Annotated in this window: 18 protein-coding genes; 7 read left to right on the plus strand and 11 right to left on the minus strand. The window is 34.2% G+C overall.

Features of this window, described 5'->3' with window-relative positions; all coding sequences use genetic code 11:
• Positions 1–292: 292 nt before the first annotated feature.
• The 4 genes from AB8B52_RS11825 to AB8B52_RS11840 form a co-directional block, all read right to left on the minus strand.
• On the minus strand, positions 293–1570 hold the full coding sequence (locus AB8B52_RS11825; protein ID WP_406028356.1) for a glycosyl transferase family 1: 1278 nt from the start codon (positions 1568–1570) through the stop codon (positions 293–295).
• A 29-nt stretch (positions 1571–1599) separates the two neighbouring features.
• Positions 1600–3252, minus strand: coding sequence for a MutS-related protein (locus tag AB8B52_RS11830; protein WP_406028358.1), 1653 nt, complete (start codon positions 3250–3252; stop codon positions 1600–1602).
• 39 nt (positions 3253–3291) lie between these two features.
• Entirely contained in the window at positions 3292–5760 is a 2469-nt protein-coding gene (locus tag AB8B52_RS11835) for a YfhO family protein (protein WP_406028360.1), read from the minus strand.
• Positions 5761–5845: 85 nt separating this feature from the next.
• Positions 5846–6118, minus strand: a complete 273-nt coding sequence (locus AB8B52_RS11840; RefSeq protein ID WP_406028362.1) for a DUF4834 family protein — start codon at positions 6116–6118, stop codon at positions 5846–5848.
• Between the two features lie 151 nt (positions 6119–6269).
• Between AB8B52_RS11840 and AB8B52_RS11845 the strand changes: the two genes are divergently transcribed.
• Together AB8B52_RS11845 and AB8B52_RS11850 are read left to right on the plus strand one after the other, a co-directional pair.
• Entirely contained in the window at positions 6270–7235 is a 966-nt protein-coding gene (locus tag AB8B52_RS11845) for a transporter (protein ID WP_406028364.1), read from the plus strand.
• 21 nt (positions 7236–7256) lie between these two features.
• Positions 7257–8378, plus strand: a complete 1122-nt coding sequence (locus tag AB8B52_RS11850) for a GTP cyclohydrolase (RefSeq protein ID WP_406028366.1) — start codon at positions 7257–7259, stop codon at positions 8376–8378.
• Positions 8379–8587: 209 nt separating this feature from the next.
• On the opposite strand, the gene AB8B52_RS11855 is transcribed toward AB8B52_RS11850, so the two are convergent.
• The 3 genes from AB8B52_RS11855 to AB8B52_RS11865 form a co-directional block, all read right to left on the minus strand.
• Positions 8588–9847 carry an aminotransferase class I/II-fold pyridoxal phosphate-dependent enzyme gene (locus AB8B52_RS11855; RefSeq protein WP_406028368.1) on the minus strand — a complete coding sequence of 420 codons (1260 nt, stop codon included), beginning with the start codon at positions 9845–9847 and terminating at the stop codon, positions 8588–8590.
• Between the two features lie 209 nt (positions 9848–10056).
• Positions 10057–11094, minus strand: a complete 1038-nt coding sequence (locus tag AB8B52_RS11860; RefSeq protein WP_406028370.1) for a PLP-dependent cysteine synthase family protein — start codon at positions 11092–11094, stop codon at positions 10057–10059.
• A 72-nt stretch (positions 11095–11166) separates the two neighbouring features.
• Positions 11167–13230 (minus strand): S9 family peptidase, encoded by a 2064-nt coding sequence (locus AB8B52_RS11865; protein ID WP_406028372.1) that lies wholly within the window; start codon positions 13228–13230, stop codon positions 11167–11169.
• 78 nt (positions 13231–13308) lie between these two features.
• Between AB8B52_RS11865 and AB8B52_RS11870 the strand changes: the two genes are divergently transcribed.
• Positions 13309–13620, plus strand: coding sequence for a YbaB/EbfC family nucleoid-associated protein (locus tag AB8B52_RS11870; RefSeq protein ID WP_406028374.1), 312 nt, complete (start codon positions 13309–13311; stop codon positions 13618–13620).
• Positions 13621–13701: 81 nt separating this feature from the next.
• On the opposite strand, the gene AB8B52_RS11875 is transcribed toward AB8B52_RS11870, so the two are convergent.
• The gene (locus tag AB8B52_RS11875) at positions 13702–14721 is read right to left on the minus strand and encodes a threonine aldolase family protein (RefSeq protein WP_406028376.1); all 1020 of its coding nucleotides are present in this window, start codon (positions 14719–14721) and stop codon (positions 13702–13704) included.
• 97 nt (positions 14722–14818) lie between these two features.
• A complete protein-coding gene (locus AB8B52_RS11880) occupies positions 14819–17221 on the minus strand; it encodes a zinc-dependent metalloprotease (protein ID WP_406028378.1) in 2403 nt (800 codons plus the stop codon).
• A 246-nt stretch (positions 17222–17467) separates the two neighbouring features.
• Between AB8B52_RS11880 and prfB the strand changes: the two genes are divergently transcribed.
• The 4 genes from prfB to AB8B52_RS11900 all read left to right on the plus strand — a co-directional run bounded on the left by prfB (position 17468) and on the right by AB8B52_RS11900 (position 20101).
• Positions 17468–18572, plus strand: a protein-coding gene (prfB, locus tag AB8B52_RS11885) for a peptide chain release factor 2 (RefSeq protein WP_406028380.1) whose coding sequence is annotated in 2 segments (ribosomal slippage) — positions 17468–17530 and positions 17532–18572 — 1104 coding nt in all. Because the reading frame shifts where the segments join, the coding sequence is not laid out codon by codon here.
• Between the two features lie 29 nt (positions 18573–18601).
• Complete coding sequence (locus AB8B52_RS11890) at positions 18602–19276, plus strand: hypothetical protein (RefSeq protein WP_406028382.1); 675 nt, start codon at positions 18602–18604, stop codon at positions 19274–19276.
• Positions 19269–19610 carry an arsenate reductase (glutaredoxin) gene (arsC, locus tag AB8B52_RS11895; RefSeq protein ID WP_406028384.1) on the plus strand — a complete coding sequence of 114 codons (342 nt, stop codon included), beginning with the start codon at positions 19269–19271 and terminating at the stop codon, positions 19608–19610. Before AB8B52_RS11890 ends, arsC begins: the two co-directional genes overlap by 8 nt.
• A gap of 11 nt (positions 19611–19621) precedes the next feature.
• Positions 19622–20101, plus strand: a complete 480-nt coding sequence (locus AB8B52_RS11900) for a hypothetical protein (RefSeq protein ID WP_406028386.1) — start codon at positions 19622–19624, stop codon at positions 20099–20101.
• 22 nt (positions 20102–20123) lie between these two features.
• On the opposite strand, the gene cmk is transcribed toward AB8B52_RS11900, so the two are convergent.
• Together cmk and porQ are read right to left on the minus strand one after the other, a co-directional pair.
• The gene (cmk, locus tag AB8B52_RS11905) at positions 20124–20813 is read right to left on the minus strand and encodes a (d)CMP kinase (RefSeq protein ID WP_406028388.1); all 690 of its coding nucleotides are present in this window, start codon (positions 20811–20813) and stop codon (positions 20124–20126) included.
• Positions 20814–20827: 14 nt separating this feature from the next.
• Positions 20828–21859, minus strand: a complete 1032-nt coding sequence (gene porQ, locus AB8B52_RS11910; RefSeq protein ID WP_406028390.1) for a type IX secretion system protein PorQ — start codon at positions 21857–21859, stop codon at positions 20828–20830.
• Positions 21860–21912: the final 53 nt, after the last annotated feature.

Genomic DNA, 21912 nt, shown 5'->3' on the forward strand with positions numbered 1-21912 from the left:
GGTTTTAAATTGCAAAGTGTGGTTAGAAAAATAGTTATTCTTATCTGTAAGATTTTGACTTCGACTTCGCTCAGTCACCGTGAAACTTCGCAGGTATTTGTTGCAAAATATTGATGATAAAGGGTTGACTTTAAGTTGTAATATCTACAAAGTTTTGACTTCGACTTCGCCCAGCCACCGTGAAACTTCGCAAGATGCTCACACATTTATATTGCGATTAAGTTTATGGATTAAATTAAGGCTGGTATTTAATACCTACAAGGTTTTAGAAACCTTGCAGGATATAGAAACATTATTTAATTAATATTGCTAGTTTTTCAGTCAAGGCTTTTCTGCTATAAGGTTGTAAACCAATGGCATTTACTTTTAAAGTCTTATTCTGAAAAGCGTAGAAACACTCCTGTAGTTGTGATTTTAATTCTGCTTTCTGTGAGTAATTAAAATACGTACCTGTGTTGGTTGATTTTATAATTTGTTCTACATCGGCATCTTTTGGACCTATCGCTAAAATTGGTGTTTCAGAAATTAAATATTCAAACACTTTACCTGCAATAATGGCTTTGGTATCTTCTGAATCAATCTCAATTAACAATAACAATTGTGATTTCATTTGAAATTTTAAAGCGTCATCATGACTTACATAACCCAAAATATCCACATGATGTTTTAATCCGTTTTCATGAATCGACGCTATAACGTCGTCACTCACCACACCAACCAATTGTAATTTAAAGGCTTTTGAAAACGCTTCGCTTTCTTGTATTAATTCCGAAAGCGTTTCCCATAAGACCTCGGGATTTCGTTCGGACAATAAAGAACCAATATGTGATAAGGTAAATAGCGCGTCCTTCCCTTCTACCTTAACCGAATGTCCATCATAACCATTGGTAATCACAGAAATTGGTTGGTTAGTTTTGGTTTGAAATTCGTTTTTTGTGTGGTTGCTTGTTACGATGATTTCATCAGCTGTATTTAAAACCTTGTGTTCTAATGCCAGGTGTTTTGCTTTAGAAGATGCTGTCAATTTTAAATCTTTATGGTAACCAATAGTTGTCCAAGGATCTCTAAAATCTGCTAACCATTTCATATCTCTTTTTTCTTTAAGTTGTAATCCTATTAAATGCAAACTGTGCGGTGGACCTGTGGTAATAATCGTTTCGATGTCATGTTCTTTAATATAATTTGAAAGAAAATCTACGGAAGGTTTTACCCAATTTTTACGCGCATCTGGTATAAAATAATTGCCTCTTACGTACAACATCGCTTTTTCAATCACCGATTGCTTTTTTACTTTGGGAATCACTCCTGAACTAATTTTTTTAGATTTCCCTTTAGAAAATAGACTCGCCAAACCATAAGGTTCACTTATCGGTTGTTTTAAAATAGTGGTGTTCTGCGGAATTTCATTAACCAAACTTTCATCCATAATAGGATAGTTTGGATTTTCAGGACAATAAACCACAGGTTCAATACCAAAGTCTGGCAGGTACTTTACGAATTTTAACCAACGTTGTACACCAGGACCTCCAGCTGGTGGCCAATAATATGTTATGATAAGTGTTTTGCCCATCCTATATTCCTGCGAAAGCAGGAATCTTTTTAGTTATTAAAAGTTTCTTTTTCTGTTCGTCTAGCGTCTTCAATAATATCAACTGGATATCCGTACAATTCTAAAATACTAATTGCATTTCTAGTTTTTAATTTACCCTTTTTAAGTTTATGGTCAAATGAGAGTTCGTTATTTTCTATTTGCTCGCTAAAATGATACAATACATATTTTTCTTTTACTAACAACTCAGCTAATTCAATATCATGAGTAGAAACTAAAACCATATTATTTCCTTTGTTAAGATTTGTGAGTATCGCTTTTCCGCCAGAAATCCGTTCTACAGTATTTGTACCTTTAAAAATTTCGTCTAATACAAACAGGCAAGGTTCGCTTCCATTAGAAGCCTCTATCAATTCTTTAATTATTAAAACTTCTTTGAGATAATAACTCGTGTTGTCTAACAAATCATCCGTTATTCTAATTGAAGAATACAATTTTAAAAATGGTGCAGCATAGTATTTTGCAAAACAAATATTTAAAGTTTGGGCTAAAATACTATTTATGGCTACACTTCTTATAAAGGTAGTTTTGCCAGACATGTTAGAACCAGTCAGTAATAAACTAGTATCTATTAAATTTAAATCATTTGTTATACAATTTTCAATTATTGGATGTGAAACTTCATTAATATTCAATTGTTTTTCTGAAATAAATTTTGGCTCGCAAATTTGAAACTCACTAGCTTTTAGTGATGCAACAGAAATAGCACAATCAACCTCGCCAATAAAATGAAATAACTTTTTAAGCGCATCTCTTTTAGTTGATATGCTATCTACAAAACTATAAAAAATGAGATATTCTATATTGAATAATACCTTGATAAATTCAGCAACTAACCAAATAACAGAAGCAAATTCGTTATCTAGATTTTTCTCAAAACTGATGTAAGCTGTTTTACTTTTTATTTTTTCCACCTGATTTATAAAAGAAGTATCACTAAATTTTAATTTAATATCAGAATAATTGGAGATAGCCTTAGCAACGTTTAGTGTTCGTGATAATTGACTCACACCATCTAAATAACCCGAAACATTCCATTTATTTTTTAGATGAAAAAATAAATTTATTGAAAAGATAATAATTAATACTATGAAAAAAAATGGGCTAAAAAAACTTAAAACGATACATAGTAGTGACAAAACTGACAACATATATACAAAGCGTATTACTTTAGGTTTTTCTACTGGTTTTGAATTCACCAATTCTTCGAAGTAATAAGACGCTGTTCTATTTAATTTATTGAGCTGTAATTGTGTTTTTAACCTTAACTCCTCATTAGTTTCAAAAACAGAAGTTAAGTCCCTAAATTTCAAAAGACTTTCAATAGTTCCTATAGTTCTTAACTTATAATATAAATACTGTTGACCAATTTTTGAACTTGTCCTATCAATAATTTCAAAGGTTTCATTAATATCTAAATCGATAGCACATCGATCCGATAAAATATGATATGCCTCCTTTTTATGATTATTATTCTTAAAATATTTTTCAATGGATTTGAAATGAAATTCCTCTCGCTTTTTAGGTTTTCCCCAATTCAGTTGTAAATAGTCTATAATTTTAAGACGTTTCCTTTTGTTTGAGTGATTGGCATACAGGGAGATTAAAATTAAAACAATAACAACTCCTAGTATCCAATTCATAGATTTTTAAGGTTTAGCAACTCATTTTTTTAGTAGAAATTATCCCTCAGTTTTCCTCCGCTTCACCTCATAAAATAAACCCAATAAAAGTAAAATACCAAAAACGGCAGAACTCGCTAAAGCGACTTTACTTCCTGTTTCTATAACTTGTGGTTCAAACTTAAATTCTATAGTGTGATTTCCTTTTGGAAGTTCTAAAGCTCTTAGTACATAATTCACTCTAAAATGTGGTGTTAATTCGCCATTGATATAAGCATTCCAGCCTTGACTGTAATAAATTTCTGAAAATATGGCTACACCATCATTGCTATTATTGGATTCGTATTTTAAATAGTTCGGTTTAAAATCTTTTAACTGAATCGATGCTAAAGAATCTACCTGATACCTCGGTTTTAAATTATTTTCACTTGCCACGAATTTCTGTAAAACCGCTGTTGTTTTCGTATTTAAACTGTCTAATGCTACAATTTCTTGGTTGGCATCTGCAACAACATTTAGTTTAGAAACAAACCACGCATTACCATTTGTTTCGGTATTTGTGTATGGAAAGATTTGACCTTGCTCTTCTGCAATGATATATTTAGTGTTGAGCATGTTGAGTACGTTCATGTTGTTTTTATACACATGAAATTCTAACAACTCATTAACACGTCCTAATTTTGCGGCATGATAACCAAATAACGAATTATGATAGTAAGCGGCTTTGGCCGGCATCCGTTGTCCTTGAGACGACATATCTAAAACTCTAAAATGTCCTTTATCTTGTAAGATTTCCTTATCTGCTGCATTTGGCTGATAAGGCTTATCGACGCGTAAAGCTGGAATGAAATTATCATTATTTACATATTGTCTATTCACAGATACCAAATCAAAAAGTATCAATACTGTAAAAATAACAACCACTAAGTTTTCGGATAGTTTCTTTTTTAAGAACATGAAAATAGTTCCTGCGGAAAGTAAGACTAAAATCAAGGTTCTAAGCGTATCCGCACTCATTAATGCTTTACGGTCTTTAATAACCGCATCTATAAATGGTTGTCCGTAAGCTTCAATGTATTGGTCGTCTCTAAAACTTTCAAAATCGAATAACGTCGATTTAAATAATAAGAACATTAGTGCTAAACCAGCTGTTATTCCGACGGCATATTTTAACGCTTTTAACTTTTCTTCATCTTTCTGAAGATCATTAAATAAACGTACTAAGGCAAAAATTCCTAATACAGGAATACACAATTCCAATATCACCTGAATAGAACTTACGGCTCTAAATTTATTATATAATGGTACAAAATCAATAAAGAAATTCGTAATTGGATTACCGTCTGGTTGAGGGTTTTCAACAAAAAACCAATTCTTTCCTAAAGATAATATCCATGACAATAAAGTGCCACCAACAAGCCACCATTTTAAACGTCCTTTGACTAAGAACAACCCTAAAACGAATAAGAAAATAATAACGGCTCCAACATAAGCTGGTGCTTCAACAATTGGCTGTTCTCCCCAATACATTGGTGCATTTCTGGCGGCATCTAAAGCTTCAATTGGTGATGCGCCTAAATTAATGTAAGCCTTATAAGTTTCAGAATCTTTACCAACATCTTCTCTATTGCCACCTCCCATAAACTTTGGGATATACAGATTAAAGGTTTCTAAAATGCCATAACTGTATTCGGTAATATAATCTTTGCTTAAACCAGTAGACGCTTCTTTTGGTGAACCGTCCACATTAATCGTCAGTTCACTTTTACCACGTGTACTTTCTTTTACATACTCTTGCGTTGCCATAATACTAGTGGCATTGAGTCCAACGGCTAATACAGCTGCCACAGCTAACAAGCCAACCGATTTAAAGAAATGCGGCAAGACTTTTTTCTTGTAAGCATCCACTAAGTAAACGAAACCTAAAACTAATATCAACAACAACAAATAATACGACATTTGTGGATGATTCGCCACTAATTGTAAACCCGAAGCAACAGTAGTGAGTAAAAATCCGAGGACATATTTTCGTCTAAACATGAGAACAATTCCTGCCAATACCAAAGGCATATAAGCAATAGCGTGCGCTTTAGAATTATGACCAACTCCAAGTATAATTATAAGATAAGTTGAAAAGCCAAAGGCCAAAGCACCTAAAGCTGCGAGTTTAAAATCGACTTTTAGAGACACTAATAAGATATAAAACCCTATAAAATACAAGAACAGATAATCTGCAGGTCTTGGTAAAAATCTTAAAGTTAAGTCGAGTTTCTTTATGTAATTATGAGGATACTTCGCACCTAACTGATAGGTTGGCATGCCACCGAAGGCACTGTTGGTCCAATAGGTTTCTTCGCCTGTGGTTCTGGCAAACTCCTTTTGCTGTTCTGCCATACCAATGTAATGCATAATATCACTTTGGTTGATTTTTTTACCTTGTAATATAGGACTGAAATAAGCTAAAGACAAGGCTATAAATCCTATTAAAACTAAGACATGTGGTAATAAACGTTTAATAGAAAATGACATGAGAACGCTTTAAGATGAATGATGCTGAAAAGTAGTTATTTTTTTTGAAAAACCTAAAGAGATTCCTGCTTTAGCAAGAATTTAATTAATCAATTTCCTCGTAATCAATATATTCACCAACCTTTTGGTTAGAAGAGCCACTTTTATTTGGCATTTTATCGATAACGGTTTCTCCTGCTTTTTGTTTCTGTTGCTGGCGTTGTTGGTTTGGATTTTGAAATCCACCAAACTGCTCACCAAATTTTTGCTCTGCTTTTTTGGCTACAAAACGGACTAACAACGGTGCGAAAAGACGTGCTAAAATCTTAAATCCGTAGTAACAGAGGATAATAATTAATATTGTTCTTAATAATCCCATGGACTAAACTTCTTCAGTGATAAACTTAAGTAATATTCAAAAATACGATTATAGCCATTTATAATACCTTATTATTCCTTAAAAAAACTATAAAATATCTATATTTGACTTTAAACCGCAATAGATCCATTAGTTTTAAAACACATCCATAATGCGAATACTCAAATCTTCATTTGTTTTACTTTTAATATTGAGCTTCAGTGCTACTTATGCGCAGTATACTGAGGTTATAAATTCTAATCGTCCAGGTGTTTCCGAAAGCGCCTTTTCAGTCGGTACTGGAGTGGTACAGTTTGAAGCTGGTGCCTTCGCCGTAAGTGAAGAACATGCGCTTGCTAATTATGAAGTTTCAGGATTTGGTCTCGATTTTGCCATAAGATATGGTTTGCTTTTTGAGCAACTAGAATTACAATTAGATGGAGTTTACCAAAACGATACGCAGACCTTTACAGGTACTAATATTCCAACGAAAAATCCACGTTCTAATTTTAGAAATTTTACGATTGGAGCAAAATATCTAGTTTACGATCCTTATAAAAATGCAGAAGAAGCCAAACCAAACATTTACAGTTACCACGCTAACCGAGCTTTTAATTGGAAATCATTAATTCCAGCTGTTTCCGTTTTTGCAGGTGCGAATATAGATTCTAAAGCCAATCCATATACCGCTTTTGGTGTTGAAGGTGTTAGTCCAAAAATTATGCTCGCCACTCAAAATAATTTTAATGGAGGTTGGGTATTTGTGATGAATTTTATTAAAGATAGAATTGGCACTAACCAATCCGATTTTCAGTATATACTGACCTTAACACATTCATTTACTCCACAATGGGTTGTTTTTGGTGAAACACAAGGCATTCAAAGTGATTTTTATGCCGACAATATTTTTAGATTTGGAGGGGCTTATCTTTGGACAAAAGATTTTCAATTAGATGCTAATATTGCCTTTAATACTAAAGATACTCCTTCAATTTTTAATATTGCTTTTGGTGCATCTTACCGCTTAGATTTTCATAAAGACAAAGAAATAGACAATGGTACTTCTGCCAAAGATTCAAAAGGAGACAAACGAAAAAAGAAGAAAAAAAAGAAAAAAGAAGATGATTTCGACTCTTAACATACTAGCCTTTGCAACTGCATGATTACAATTAAAAAAGCCACATCTAAAAAAGATTTAAAAGCTTTTGTAAAGTTTCCATTTAAACTCTACAAAAATTCTAAATATTGGGTACCACCTATTATAAAGCAAGAATTAGATACGTTTAATAAAGACAAAAATCCTGTTTTTAATGATGCTGACGCACGTTTTTTTCTAGCCTATAAAGATGGTGAACTGGTTGGTAGAATTGCAGGTATCGTCAATTGGTTAGAAATTAATAAACAAGGCATTAAAAAAATGCGTTTTGGCTGGTTTGATTTTATCGATGATTTAGAAGTCAGTAAAGCACTTTTTGAAACTGTTGAAAACATAGGTCGCGAACATCAACTGAGTTATGCGGAAGGTCCTGTAGGATTTTCAAATTTAGATAAGGTTGGTATCATGACTGAAGGTTATGATCATTTAGCGACCATGATTACGTGGTACAACCATGCCTATTATGTAGATCACTACAAAGCACGCGGTTACGAAATAGAAAAGGAATACGCAGAAAGTAGCTTTCCTTTTGAAAACGTAAAACCGAAATATTTTAAAAAAGCACAAGAACTCATTAAGCAACGTTATAATTTAAGAGCTTTAAAGTTGACCAAAACGAAAGAAGTGATGCCTTATGTAGATCGCATGTTTGATCTGTTTAATGAAAGTTACGCATCCTTATCTTCTTTTGTGGAAATTACAGATATTCAAAAAGAATATTTTAAAAAGAAATTTATTGGTTTTATAAATCCAGAATACATCAAGTTTGTGGTTGATAAGAACGATCGGCTCATTGGTTTTGCTATCGTAATGCCAAGATTTGCTGAAGCCTTGCAAAAAGCAAATGGGAAGTTATTTCCGTTTGGGTTTGCGCATATTCTTAAGGCCAAACACAATAGTAAAGAAGTTATTTTTTATTTGATAGGGATTCTTCCTGAATATCATAATAAAGGCATTCATGCCGTCATTTTTAATGAGTATTACGAAACATTTAAAGCTAAAGGAATTAAGACTTGCTATAGAACTCCAGAACTAGAAAACAACTTCGCTATAAAGAAAATTTGGAAACATTTTGATCCTGTTATCTATGCGAAACGTAAGACTTATGTGAAGGATTTATTTTGAGATTAGTGAATTCAATTTCTTCTTTTCGCCAATAAGCAAAAATCTATGAATACTAAATCTGATTAGACACAAGGTTTTGTTTAGGACAATGATGGCGGCTTTGGAGTACTCAAATAGTTGAAAGAAAAAAAGAATTTTAATCTATATAGCAAAAAAAATCACCACAACATGTGATGATTTTTTCATAATACTATACTAACTTAAACTACTTATTCACCCATTGCAGCGATTAAAGCTGCTGACATTCTTTTATACGTCCCATTTTCTAAGCGTGTTCTAATGGCATCAAAAGCCACTAAGGTTTCTTCCACATCTTGCAAGGTATGCGTTGCTGTTGGTATCATTCTTAGTAAAATTAATCCTTTAGGAATTACAGGATAAACAACTATAGAACAAAATATACCATGATTCTCACGTAAATCTCTCACTAAAGCCATGGCTTCAGGTATGCTACCTTTTAAATATACTGGAGTTACACAACTCTGTGTGTTCCCAATATCAAAACCACGTGCTTTTAAACCTGATTGAAGCGCATTTACAATTTTCCACAAATTTTCTTTAAGCTCTGGCATGGTTTTAAGCATTTCTAAACGCTTTAAAGCACCAACCGTTAAAGTCATTTGCAGTGATTTTGCAAACATTTGCGAACGTAGGTTATATTTTAGGTAATCAATAATTTCTTTATCTGCTGCAATAAATGCACCTGTACTTGCCATAGATTTTGCAAAGGTTGCAAAATAGACGTCAATATCATCTTGCACTCCTTGCTCTTCACCTGCTCCTGCACCAGTTGCACCAAGTGTTCCAAAACCATGAGCATCATCTACTAAAAATCTAAAATTGAATTTCTTTTTCAATTCCACAATTTCTTTAAGTCGTCCTTGCTCACCTCGCATTCCAAAAACACCTTCTGAAATGACTAAGATACCACCTCCTGTTTGCTCTGCCATTTTAGTGGCTCGCTCCAAGTTTTTCTCTAAGCTTTCAATATCGTTATGTTTATAGGTAAAACGTTTTCCCATATGTAAGCGCACACCATCAATAATACAAGCATGAGAATCCACATCATATACTATAATATCGTCTTTTGCAACTAAAGCATCAACAGTAGACATGATACCTTGATACCCAAAATTAAGAAGGTAAGCCGCTTCCTTATTTACAAATTCAGCCAACTGCGTTTGTAATGTTTCGTGTAAATCTGTATGACCAGACATCATACGCGCTCCCATTGGGTACGCAGAGCCATAATCTGCCGCAGCTTCGGCATCAACTTTACGAACTTCTGGGTGATTTGCCAAACCTAAATAATCATTAATACTCCAAGTAATCACATCTTTTCCTTGAAATTTCATTCGGTTAGAAATTTGACCTTCCAACTTAGGAAAAACAAAATAGCCTTCTGCTTGCGCTGCCCATTTTCCGAGTGGTCCTTTATCTCTATAAATCTTTTCAAATAAATCTTTCATGCTTATGCTTTGCTATTAATGGCATTTCCTATGTTTTTAGCCCATAGAAACAGCTATTAACTGTTGTTAATTCAATCTTGTTAGTGCATGCAAAATTAGGTAATAATATTATGAATGCATAATTTATTTATTTTAAGTCTTCACTAAGTTTTAAACAAAAAAAACCTATCACAACGTGCTATGATAGGTTTTTAAATCGTGAAAATTTTCTATTTGATATATTCTATTGTCGCTTGTACTTCAGATTTGCTATCAAAAAAGCCTTGATCTTCCATCCATTTATCACTGTACACTTTACTCATATAACGCGATCCATGATCTGGAAAGACAACCACAATCTTATCTGTTGGTTTAAACTCCCCTTCCTCTTGTAGTTGTTTTATGGCTTGCATTGCTGCACCACTTGTATAACCGACAAAAAGACCTTCTGTATTAGAAATTTCTCTTGCTGTATGCGCACTTTCTTCATCTGTAACTTTTACAAACGTGTCAATTGCATCAAAATCTGTAGCTGTTGGAATTAAATTTTTACCTAAACCTTCAATACGGTAAGGGTAAATTTCTTTATCATCGGACTCACGTGTTTCATGATACTTCTTTAAAACCGAACCGTAAGCATCTACTCCAATCACTTTTACGTTTGGATTTTGCTCTTTTAAATATTTAGAAATTCCTGAAATGGTGCCACCTGTACCACTACAAGCGACTAAATGTGTTATTTGACCTTCTGTCTGATTCCAAATTTCTGGACCAGTCGTGTTAAAATGTGCATCAATATTCAGTTGATTAAAATATTGATTGATATAGATAGAACCTTTATTCTCTTCATGTAAACGCTTTGCAACTTGGTAATATGAACGCGGATCGTCTGCTTTTACGTGTGCAGGACAAACATAAACCTTTGCTCCCATAGACTTCAACATGTCTATTTTATCTGGAGAAGATTTAGAACTTACAGCTAAAATACAATTGTAACCTTTAATAATACTTACCATTGCAATGCTAAAACCTGTATTACCAGAAGTCGTTTCTATAATGGTATCACCAGCTGATAAAATGCCTTGACGCTCTGCTTCTTCTATAATGTGTAATGCAATTCTGTCTTTTGAAGAATGACCAGGATTAAATGCTTCTACTTTTGCATAAAACTCACCATCAAAGTCAGCGGTTATGTTATTTAATTTGATAAGTGGTGTATTTCCTATAAGTTGAAGTACATTATCAAATACATTGTTGTTGTTTTTCATAAACGTTATTTTTCAGTAACCTAGTTTTTATTTAGACACCTAAAACCTTGCAAAGGTAACATTTTTTTTGACTTAGCTCGAAATACCCTCTAAATCTAAGAGAAAGGCAAACTCTTCAGCATCTTCTTTTAAACTTTCAAAACGACCCGAAGCTCCACCATGACCAGCATCCATATTGGTTTTTAAATACAGTTGATTCGAATCTGTTTTTACGTCACGTAGTTTCGCAACCCATTTTGCTGGTTCCCAATATTGTACTTGCGAATCGTGCAATCCTGTGGTGATCAACATATGAGGATAGTCCTTGGCTTCCACATTATCATAAGGCGAATACGATTTAATATAGTCGTAATACAACTTGTCATTTGGATTTCCCCATTCATCATACTCGCCTGTGGTTAACGGAATAGAATCGTCTAACATGGTTGTAATGACATCCACAAAAGGGACTGCTGCGATAATACCATTGTAAAGCTCGGGTGCTTTATTGATGATGGCTCCCATTAGCAAACCTCCTGCACTGCCTCCCATAGCATATAAATGTTTAGAAGATGTATAACGTTCTTTAATTAAATGAATGGAACAAGACATAAAATCTGAAAACGTATTTTTCTTATTTAATAATTTTCCATCTTCATACCAATGACGTCCTAAATATTCTCCTCCTCTAATATGTGCTATAACATAAATAAACCCACGATCTAATAAACTCAATCGTATGGTAGAGAAATAAGGATCTACAGTAGAACCATAACTTCCATAAGCGTATTGTAATAATGGATTTGTGCCATCTTTCTTCATGCCTTTTTTGTACACTACAGACATTGGGATTTTAGTACCATCGTCTGCTGTTGCCCAAATACGTTCAGAGGTGTAATTCTCTTTATTAAATTTTCCACCTAAAACCTCTTGTTCTTTTAAAACAGTTTTCGTTTTGGTACGCATGTTAAATTCTATAACTGACGAAGGTGTGGTCATAGCATTATAACCATATCGCAATAGTTCTGTATCAAAATCTACATTTGTACCTGTGTAAGCGGTATACGTTTCGTTATCAAAAGGCAGATAATAGTCTTCAGTTTCATCCCAACGTTTTATCCGTATGTCGTTTAAACCATTTTTACGCTCACTAATGACTAAATAGTCTTTAAAAATATCAACACCTTCTATTAACACATCTTTTCTATGCGAAATCACCTCAGTCCAATTCTCAACTTTAGTATGAGTTTCTAAAGTTTTCATTAACTTAAAATTGGTCGCTTTATCTTTATTGGTCAGCATATAAAAATGATTATCGTAATGTGCAATGCTGTACTCTAATCCTCTTATTCTTGGTTGAAAAATTTGAAACTTTCCATCTGGCTGGTCAGCGTTGAGTACATGATATTCGTTAGTCAATGTACTATAACAAGCGATAATGATATATTTTCTCGATTTTGATTTATAAACTGCCACACCAAAGGTATCATCGCCTTCTTCAAAAATGAGGGCATCTTCAGCTTCGTCTCCTAAACGGTGTTTGTAAATTTGAAAAGCTCTAAGTGTCACCTCATCTTTTTTAGTATAAAATAAAGTGGCATCATCATTTGCCCAACTTGAGGAGCCTGTGGTATTCAGCACACGATCCGAAGCGACTTCATGCGTTTCTAAATTTTTAATATGAATGGTATAGTTTCGTCTTCCTGTCGTATCGATACCGTAAGACACTAAATTGTTATTTGGACTAATACTAATACCGACTAACTTAAAATAAGATTCTCCTTCTGCCATTTTATTACAGTCGAATAATAACTCTTCAGGATTATCAAGCGACTCTTTTTTTCTGGTATAAATTGGATAATCTTTTCCTTTTTCGAATTTTGTAATGTACCAATAGCCATTATATTTATACGGTACAGAAGCATCATCTTCTTTAATTCTGGCTTTCATTTCTTCAAATAAATCGACCTGAAAGTTCTTAGTATGCGCCATTTTTTCATCACAATAGGCATTTTCAGCATTCAGGTAGTCAATCACTTCAGGATGTTCTCTGTTCTTCATCCAAAAATAATTATCAATCCGCAGGTCTCCATGCTTTTCTAATTGATGTGGTATTTTTTTTGCAATTGGCGGATTTAGATTAGAATTCTTTGTCATGTGTTTTAAGAAAATTTTATGTGCGAAAAGAATGGCAATTTACTAATTTTGCACCAGACAAATTTAAAACACACAATTATGTTTGGAGATATGATGGGAATGATGGGCAAATTGAAAGAAGCTCAAAAAAAAGTTGAAGAAACAAAACAACGTTTGCATAGCGTTTTAATTGATGAAGCCAGTACAGATGATAAGTTAAAAGTAACCATTACAGCTAATAGAACCATTAAGTCGATTAGCATTGACGACGCGTTATTACAAGATAAAGAGATGTTAGAGGATTACTTAATCTTAACATTAAATAAAGCCATTGAAAAAGCGACCAACGTTAATGAAACTGAAATTGCTGCTGTAGCTAAAGAAGGTATGCCCAATATTCCTGGATTTTAAAAGCCCTTTTAATTCCCAAAAGGGGAAAATCTATACTTATAATCATACGGCTAAATCCATCTTTTTAAGGTGAAATTTAATTTATAAAATCGCCAAAATCCCTAATAACTTATCATGCATTAGATCCGTATAATCCAAATGCGTTACCATACGCAACTTATTACTTCCCATTCCTATAATCTTAATTCCTTTTTCATTGAGTTTATTTAGGAATTGCGTTTCATCCACATCAGTATTCAGCTCAAAAATCACAATATTGGTTTCAATCGTTTCTACTTTTTTGATGGCCGATAATTTAGAAAGCACCTCGCCTATTTCTTTTGCTTTTTTATGATCTTCTTTGAGTCTATCAAAATGATAGTCTAAAGCATAAAGTCCGGCTGCTGCTGCAAAACCGACTTGTCGCATACCACCACCAAGAATTTTACGAACTCTGAGGACGCCTTTCATTAAATCTTTGTTTCCTATGAGCACGGAACCCATCGGACAACCCAGTCCTTTGCTTAAACACACCGAAATGGTATCAAATAATTCTCCGTATTGTTTTGGACTTTCATTTTTAGCGATAAGAGCATTCCAAAGTCGTGCTCCATCTAAATGATACCCTAGATGATGTTGGTCGGCAACGTTTCTTATTTTTTGTAATTCTTCAAAATCCCAACAGGCTCCACCACCTTTATTTGTGGTATTTTCAATTTCAATCAATGATGTTAGCGGACTGTGATAAAAGTCTGGTGGATTTATAGCAGCCTCAGCTTGTTGCGCTGTGTACATGCCACGATGACCATCAACCAATTTACAAGAGATACCACTATTAAAGGAAGCTCCACCTCCTTCGTAATTATAAATATGTGCATATTTATCGCATATCACTTGCTCACCAGGATTGGTGTGTAATTTTAAAGCGGCTTGATTTGCCATACTACCTGTTGGAAAAAACAAGGCTTCATCCATTCCAAACATATCAGCTAAACGCTTTTCAAGAGCATTAATTGATGGATCTTCTTTATACACGTCGTCACCAACTTCTGCATTGAGCATAGCATCGAGCATGCCTTTTGTTGGTTTTGTGACGGTGTCGCTTCTTAGGTCTATTATCATTTTATGCTAAATTTAATTTAATCGTTCAGTATCATTTATTTTGACACGGTTTTCACAGATTTTCACGGATGATAAAATTCTGTGTCTCAATTTTTATTTAATTCGAATTGTAACTACATACACCACTTCCTATTGGCGAGCCATCTGGTATTTTTGGTGACTGTTCTATTTTAAATTTTTCTGGATGTTCGTAAAATTCTTTTATCATTAAATTATATTGGTATTGAACAGCATCAAAACCTAAATTCTTCTTACTAATCTCTCTCAATGCTTTATTAGCAATGGCTTTGGTCTGAAAATAACTTTCATCATTCACAGCCAAATTCATCAAGTATTTCAGCACATTTGCATTCACTTGATGTTGAATTTCCATTACATAAGCATCCTCAATCTTTTTTTCGAAAGATGCATTGACAAGGTTTGTTATCACTTCTTCTAAACTCAATTGATTGTCATCCAAACTCTTTTGCAGTATCAGACGATTAGCACGTTGTGGATGTAATAAATATTTCAAAGTCATATCACTAGCCGTATTTGCAGCACTAAACGGATCAAAAGCCACTCCTGTTTTTCCTTTAAACGATTCTCGGGTGCGATAATAACCATTTGCTCTTGGTGGAAACAAGCCTAATTTTTCTTTCGGAATGGCTAAAATTTCAGCATCTAATGTTTTAAGAATAGCATCTAGTGTTTGCTCCTGTATAGCCACATCGACTGGCTTTGTTGTGAATTGCCCATCGCCTTTTACAGCATAATTATAATCTAAACCACCAATAACCTTTGTTGCCGCTTCCACCTGAAAACGATGATAAAAATACAAAGGCACAAACACATCTTCTAAAACTGAATAAGGTTCAAAACTCTTGATATTATCTACCGAAAAATTAGAAATAGCTTGTTTACGCAATTGCAAAACCGTATTCAATTCTTCCGCAGGCGATTTACCATTATCCCATAAATGCGCTAATCCGTGTGCTCCACCAGCTGCTCTGGCATCAGAGTCCGTTATAAAACGTAAACCATCATCTTGCGCTTTTTTCAAAATTTTGTTTAAAGCATCTTTCTCGTTTGTACTTTTATCGAATTCTGAATAACTATAAGCTACCGTGATTTTATCCCAATCACCTATTCCTGTGGCATAAGCCTTACTAAAATCTATGGTTCCGTCTTTAAGGGAAATCTGAGGATGTGGATAATCCATAACTGAAGCTCTGTTGTTGGTACTCGCTGCAAAATTATGAGCAAAGCCAATGGTATGGCCAACCTCATGTGCACTTAATTGTCTGATTCTCGCCAAAGCCATATCTAACATCGGCTGATAATTATCATCGCGTTCGGCAAAAGGTTGGTTCATTAAAGCTTGAGCAATCATAAAATCTTGACGAATACGTAAGCTTCCTAAACTGACATGCCCTTTTATAATTTCACCTGTTCTAGGATCAACCACACTTGCACCATAACTCCAACCTCTTGTGCTTCTGTGCACCCATTGAATCACATTGTATCTGCAATCCATAGGATCTGCATCTTTCGGCAACATTTTTACCTGAAAGGCATCTTTAAAACCAATCGCTTCATAAGCTTCATTCCACCAACGTGCACCTTCTAACAATGCAGAACGTACTGGTTCAGGAGTACCAGGATCTAAATAGTAGATAATGGGTTCTTTGGCTTTACTGATTTCGGCTTTAGGATTCTTCTTTTCTAAGCGATGACGTGTTATGAAGCGCTTTTTAATATCTTCTTGAATCGGAGTGGTATAATCTAAATACGAAATAGACAATGCTCCACTACGTGTATCAAAAGCTCTTGGTTGATAATTATCATCTGGTAATTTTATAAATGAATGATGCTGAACCAGACTTATTAATGAAGCTGTTGGTGCAACACTCCTAAGATTGCGACCAGTCGGTTGCCCTTTAAACGTCAATAAGGCTTCAAACTCTACATTTTCGGGAAACGCTTTGGTTCGTTCTAAGGCTAAAGCACTTTTCGTGGCATCAATTTTATAAGTTCCTTCTTTTCGTGCTTTTAAACGATTTGCGACGCCATGTGTATCTTCCATTAAAAAAGGAGTGAAATCAATGATAAATGGTGCGTCTTTTTTAGATAAAATTTTAAACCCAAATAAAACCGATTGTGCAAAGGCTTGTTCTATACTTTTCTTTTCTAAAGCATTATCTGTATTGGCTCTATATTTTAAGTTGGGCTGAATGAGTAATAATTTATTTCCAGCCTTTTTAAAATAGACTAAGCGCTCGTTTCCTAACTGCCCTCTATCTAAGCCAATATCGTTGCTTCCTACTCCTGATGCTAAAGAATTGATATATAGAAACTCATCATTTAATTTTTCAACCTTAAGATAAATTTTATCGGTACTTTCTTCATAATAAAAGTCGAAATACCCTTCATACGTTTTAAGATTTTTCTTATCTAATATTTGTGCTTGGAGTTGCATACTAACAAAGAAAACACAAAAGAGAACCACTATTTTTTTCATACCACTTAAATTGAATGCTAAAGCTACGGAATTTCTAAAAAACCGATTCAAAATTATGGCACTTTAATAACGCATCTTATATTTGCAGAAACTATACAACACAAATCATAATTATGAGGTGTGTTGTCTGGTGGAGCGGAGTCGAAAACCTATTGATAATTAAGTTAAGAAGACCTTTCGACTGCACTCAAGGTGACATTGCAATGCTTTTGTCACTAATTACTAATGAATTAAATTTAGAATCAAATGATAACATCAGATCAAATAAAAGATCTTAATTCCCGTCTAGACGCACTTAGACAATATCTTTGACTTAGATGCCAAGCTCATAGAAATCTCTAACGAGGAAGAGCAAACGTTTGATCCTTCTTTTTGGAATGACTCAAAAGCTGCCGAATTGGTGATGAGATCCATAAGAGAGAAAAAAAGTTGGGTGAATGATTATAACGAAGCCGCTACACTTTTTGAAGATTTAGAAGTTATTTACGAATTTTACAAGGAAGACGAAGTGCCCATAGAAAATGTGGAAGCTCGTTTTGAAAAAACCGTGAATGCTATTGAAAAGCTAGAGTTTAAAAATATGCTTTCTGAGGAAGGTGATAGTCTTAGTGCAGTCCTACAAATTACAGCTGGTGCAGGTGGTACAGAATCGTGTGATTGGGCAAATATGCTGATGCGAATGTATTTAATGTATGCTGAAAAAAGCGGTTACAAGGTACGAGAACTCAACATGCAAGAGGGTGATGTTGCTGGCATTAAAACCGTAACCATAGAAATTGAAGGCGACTTTGCATTTGGTTGGTTAAAAGGTGAAAATGGAGTACACCGTTTGGTACGTATTTCGCCTTTTGACAGTAATGCGAAACGTCACACGAGTTTTGCCTCGGTTTATGTCTATCCGCTAGTTGACGATACTATTGAAATTGATATTAATCCTGCAGATATTGAAATTACAACGGCACGTTCTAGTGGAGCTGGTGGACAAAACGTCAATAAAGTAGAAACTAAGGTTCAGTTATTTCATAAACCTTCTGGCATTCAAATTCAATGTTCTGAAACACGTTCGCAACAAGATAACCGCGCACGAGCCATGCAGATGTTAAAATCGCAATTGTATGAAATTGAATTGCAAAAGCAAATGGCACAGCGAGAAGATATTGAAGCTGGAAAAATGAAAATTGAATGGGGAAGCCAAATTAGAAATTACGTCTTACATCCTTATAAATTGATAAAAGACGTACGTTCTGCTCACGAAACAGGCAATGTAGATGCTGTATTGAATGGAGATTTAGAGCCATTTTTAAAAGCGTATTTAATGATGATGGGACAAAAAGAAGATTCGGCATTATAATTGCTCTGCACTTGTTAAAAAACTATTTAATGAAAACAGTCTGCTTTATTTCGCTTTTTATAATGTCTAAATTTTGTTTGGGTCAGAGTACACTTCCAACAGATTTAGTATTAAATGATTTAAATGGCGCTGTAAAAACCGTTGTAGAAATTGTGAGCGTGCCTAATACTCCAGATGTAAAAAAGGTATATCACTTTGATAGAAATGGATTATTAACTACAATTGATGAATATAGTGAATTCCTTAACGAACAAGATTCTTTAATTAACAATAGCATTCACCACTTTGAAAACAAGCATGGTGAACGCACCTTTACAGTAAGAGACACAAAAAATAGAGCAATCACTTCCACAGGAACTTTTAAAGTATTGCAACCTAATGTATATAGTTTAGACGTTAATATTAGTAAGGACATTAGGTCTTATAGCGTATTTAAATTTGAAGCTAATGTACTTGTCGATAGAATAAATACAATAATGAAAGAGAATGGTGAAGAATGGGTAAATATGCAATTGTCTTATAATTATACTGATGGCTTACTCGATTGGATAGACGTATTAGACCTTACGACAAAAACAAAAGACACAACTCATATCGAAAACTTAGGGATAGATAGCTATGGCAATTTTCAGAGTCAGCGCTATTTTGATCAATCGCATACTTTGGTCTATGAAATAAAAAGAGAAATTAATTATTATGATTAAAATATACCACAATCCAAGATGCGCAAAATCGAGACAAGGTTTGGCATTACTAGAAGCATCAGGAAAACCATTTGAAGTCGTCAAATACTTAGACAGCCCATTGACTTCTAAAGAATTAGAAGCAATAATTTTTAAATTAGGCATAAAACCCTTAGCTTTAATCCGAAAAAATGAAGCCATTTGGAAAACGGATTATAAAGGCAAAACGCTTTCAGATAACGCACTTATAGATGCGATGATTGCGCATGCTAAGTTAATAGAGCGACCAATTGTTACCAATAAAAATAAAGCTGCGATTGGCAGGCCACCAGAGTTAATTTTAGAAATTCTATAATATTATTAAAGATGAAAAAAATAGTTTTAATTATTTTTACTTTATTCTTAGGCATCAATACCTATGGACAAATGCAACGCGGTGGACGTGGGCAAATGAATAGAATGCCACAAACCAATACCGAACCGACAGAACAAGAAATTGAAAAGCGTAAGCGCGACATGGAGGAGCGCAAGGAAGAATATATAGATAACTTCATACTTACCCTTGAAGGTGATGAATTTCAGAAACATATAGTAAAACAAAATATCACCAGCTTTTTTGATGCTAAATTGGCTATTTTTAAAACACCTTTTGAACATAGCCTAGATCGTAAAAAAGCCATTGAAAATCTTGAAAATACACATTTTAAAGAACTGGAAGAACTCATTTCTGAAAGTGACATGTCTAAAATTAAGGAATTAATTAAAGGTGATTTCAAAGAAAAAGAAGTCGTAAAAGAGAAGAAAAAAAGACGTAAGAAGAAGAAAAAGAAAAAAGATGATGGTTAATCTTATTATCTAGATTTTCTTTTTATGCTGAAATAAGCTGCTCAGCCAATTCAGTCAAACGCTCTAACTGTGCTTCAATCGTTAAATCAGAATTATCAATCTCTATAGCGTCGTCTGCTTTTATTAGAGGAGAATCTTCTCTTGTAGAATCGATACGATCGCGAGTAGTTACATTTTCGAGGACATCATCGTAACTTAAATTATGACCTCTATCTATTAATTCCTTGTAACGTCGTTTCGCTCTGGTCTCTGCTGAAGCCGTCATAAAGACTTTTAATTCAGCTTCAGGAAAAACAACGGTTGCGATATCTCTCCCATCCATAACAATACCTTTATCTTTTCCCATGAGTTGTTGTTGCTCTACAAGCTTTCGTCTCACGGCCGACAGAGTTGCTACAGGACTCACATATTTTGAAACCCTAAGTGTTCTAATATCAGCCTCAATATTTTTACCGTTTAAATATACCTCAGCAAAACCTAAAGCGTCATTAAATTTGAATGTAATTGAAATATCATCCAAGCGCTTTGTGAGTTCTTCTTCCTTAAAGGCGGCTTCATCTATAAAGCCATTTTCTAACGCAAAATACGTCACAGCTCGATACATAGCTCCTGTATCTACATAAATATAGTTGAGTTTTTTAGCCAATTGCTTGGCTACTGTACTTTTACCTGTGGATGAGAATCCATCTATAGCGATGATGATTTTTTTCATTCTATTTATTTAAGCTATCGTCTTCTATTATCTAAATCAATTTGAAGTCCGAAAAAGCTAGTATTTGATGCACCTGTGTACCTTGCATGTGTATAACTAAAACGCATCTTGTTTAGTTTGAGACCCACACCAAATGAAATTCCTGAAAAATTTCTTTGGTCTTCAATTCGCAATTCCTCGGCACGTCTAAAATTATAACCAAAACGCAAGTTGAATGCACCTTCTGGAAACAATTCGCCTCCTAAAATAACATGTCTTAGTGCTTGATTAAAAAAACTTACTTTTTCTTCAGTTTGGTTACCATCTAAATCCGTCGTTACTCTTGCAGGATTAGAAACACCAATTGGCCATTGTTGTAAATTCTGTAACGTTAAATGCCAACGAAGTGGCATATTTTCGAGCGTTTGCGACATCCCAAAATTAATCTCAAATGGTAAAGGTTCGCGTTGCCCAGCGTAGGTTGTAAATTGTGTCCCTAAATTTCTAATCGTTAAAGCGGCATGAAAATCGAGCTTCTCATTAATGTACATGGCGCCAAAATCGAAAGCACCACCAACTGAGTTGTACTGTTCTAAAAGCGATGTAATAATCTTTAGATTGGCACCAACGTAGAAATCTGTATAAGGAATATTATAGTTATAACCTGCTGAAATCGCTGTCTCGTTTCCGCTAAATGTTCCGGTGGAAACACCATTAAGATCGTAACCATCAAAAGAACCATAATTAATGTAGGTGACACCAAAGTGAAAGGTTTGTACATGCCGATCCCAAGTGTAAGCGTAAGCAGCTGTTCCGTAGCTAATACCTCCCAAAAAATTGGAATAATTTACAGCCAACTGATTACTCATTTCGCCATTTAAAGATGCTGGATTGTAAAGTGCTTCCGTTACATCATGATCGAAGTTAGTTATTATTTTGCCACCCAAAGCTGCTTGCCTTGGCGAGGATACTAAATTCAAAAATTGATACGTCGATTCTCCACCCAACTGTGCAAACATAGGCAATGCCAAAAGCATTAAACATAAGGTGGAAATCCTCTTAATCATAGATTTTGCAAAATAACCAAATCTATCTTAAAACGATGATATGATTTTTTTAT

The organism is Winogradskyella sp. (assembly GCF_045105575.1).
Taxonomy (GTDB): domain Bacteria; phylum Bacteroidota; class Bacteroidia; order Flavobacteriales; family Flavobacteriaceae; genus Winogradskyella.

What these genes read in the sequence shown, in the direction of transcription:
- AB8B52_RS11835 (WP_406028360.1), bottom strand. Translation starts at nt 5,760, where the DNA reads ATGTCATTTTCTATTAAACGTTTATTACCACATGTCTTAGTTTTAATA.
- AB8B52_RS11855 (WP_406028368.1), bottom strand. Translation starts at nt 9,847, where the DNA reads ATGAAAGATTTATTTGAAAAGATTTATAGAGATAAAGGACCACTCGGA.
- AB8B52_RS11840 (WP_406028362.1), bottom strand. Translation starts at nt 6,118, where the DNA reads ATGGGATTATTAAGAACAATATTAATTATTATCCTCTGTTACTACGGA.
- AB8B52_RS11900 (WP_406028386.1), top strand. Translation starts at nt 19,622, where the DNA reads ATGAAAAAAATAGTTTTAATTATTTTTACTTTATTCTTAGGCATCAAT.
- AB8B52_RS11880 (WP_406028378.1), bottom strand. Translation starts at nt 17,221, where the DNA reads ATGAAAAAAATAGTGGTTCTCTTTTGTGTTTTCTTTGTTAGTATGCAA.
- AB8B52_RS11865 (WP_406028372.1), bottom strand. Translation starts at nt 13,230, where the DNA reads ATGACAAAGAATTCTAATCTAAATCCGCCAATTGCAAAAAAAATACCA.
- AB8B52_RS11860 (WP_406028370.1), bottom strand. Translation starts at nt 11,094, where the DNA reads ATGAAAAACAACAACAATGTATTTGATAATGTACTTCAACTTATAGGA.
- AB8B52_RS11850 (WP_406028366.1), top strand. Translation starts at nt 7,257, where the DNA reads ATGATTACAATTAAAAAAGCCACATCTAAAAAAGATTTAAAAGCTTTT.
- cmk (WP_406028388.1), bottom strand. Translation starts at nt 20,813, where the DNA reads ATGAAAAAAATCATCATCGCTATAGATGGATTCTCATCCACAGGTAAA.
- AB8B52_RS11875 (WP_406028376.1), bottom strand. Translation starts at nt 14,721, where the DNA reads ATGATAATAGACCTAAGAAGCGACACCGTCACAAAACCAACAAAAGGC.
- arsC (WP_406028384.1), top strand. Translation starts at nt 19,269, where the DNA reads ATGATTAAAATATACCACAATCCAAGATGCGCAAAATCGAGACAAGGT.
- AB8B52_RS11890 (WP_406028382.1), top strand. Translation starts at nt 18,602, where the DNA reads ATGAAAACAGTCTGCTTTATTTCGCTTTTTATAATGTCTAAATTTTGT.
- porQ (WP_406028390.1), bottom strand. Translation starts at nt 21,859, where the DNA reads ATGATTAAGAGGATTTCCACCTTATGTTTAATGCTTTTGGCATTGCCT.
- AB8B52_RS11825 (WP_406028356.1), bottom strand. Translation starts at nt 1,570, where the DNA reads ATGGGCAAAACACTTATCATAACATATTATTGGCCACCAGCTGGAGGT.
- AB8B52_RS11845 (WP_406028364.1), top strand. Translation starts at nt 6,270, where the DNA reads ATGCGAATACTCAAATCTTCATTTGTTTTACTTTTAATATTGAGCTTC.
- AB8B52_RS11870 (WP_406028374.1), top strand. Translation starts at nt 13,309, where the DNA reads ATGTTTGGAGATATGATGGGAATGATGGGCAAATTGAAAGAAGCTCAA.
- AB8B52_RS11830 (WP_406028358.1), bottom strand. Translation starts at nt 3,252, where the DNA reads ATGAATTGGATACTAGGAGTTGTTATTGTTTTAATTTTAATCTCCCTG.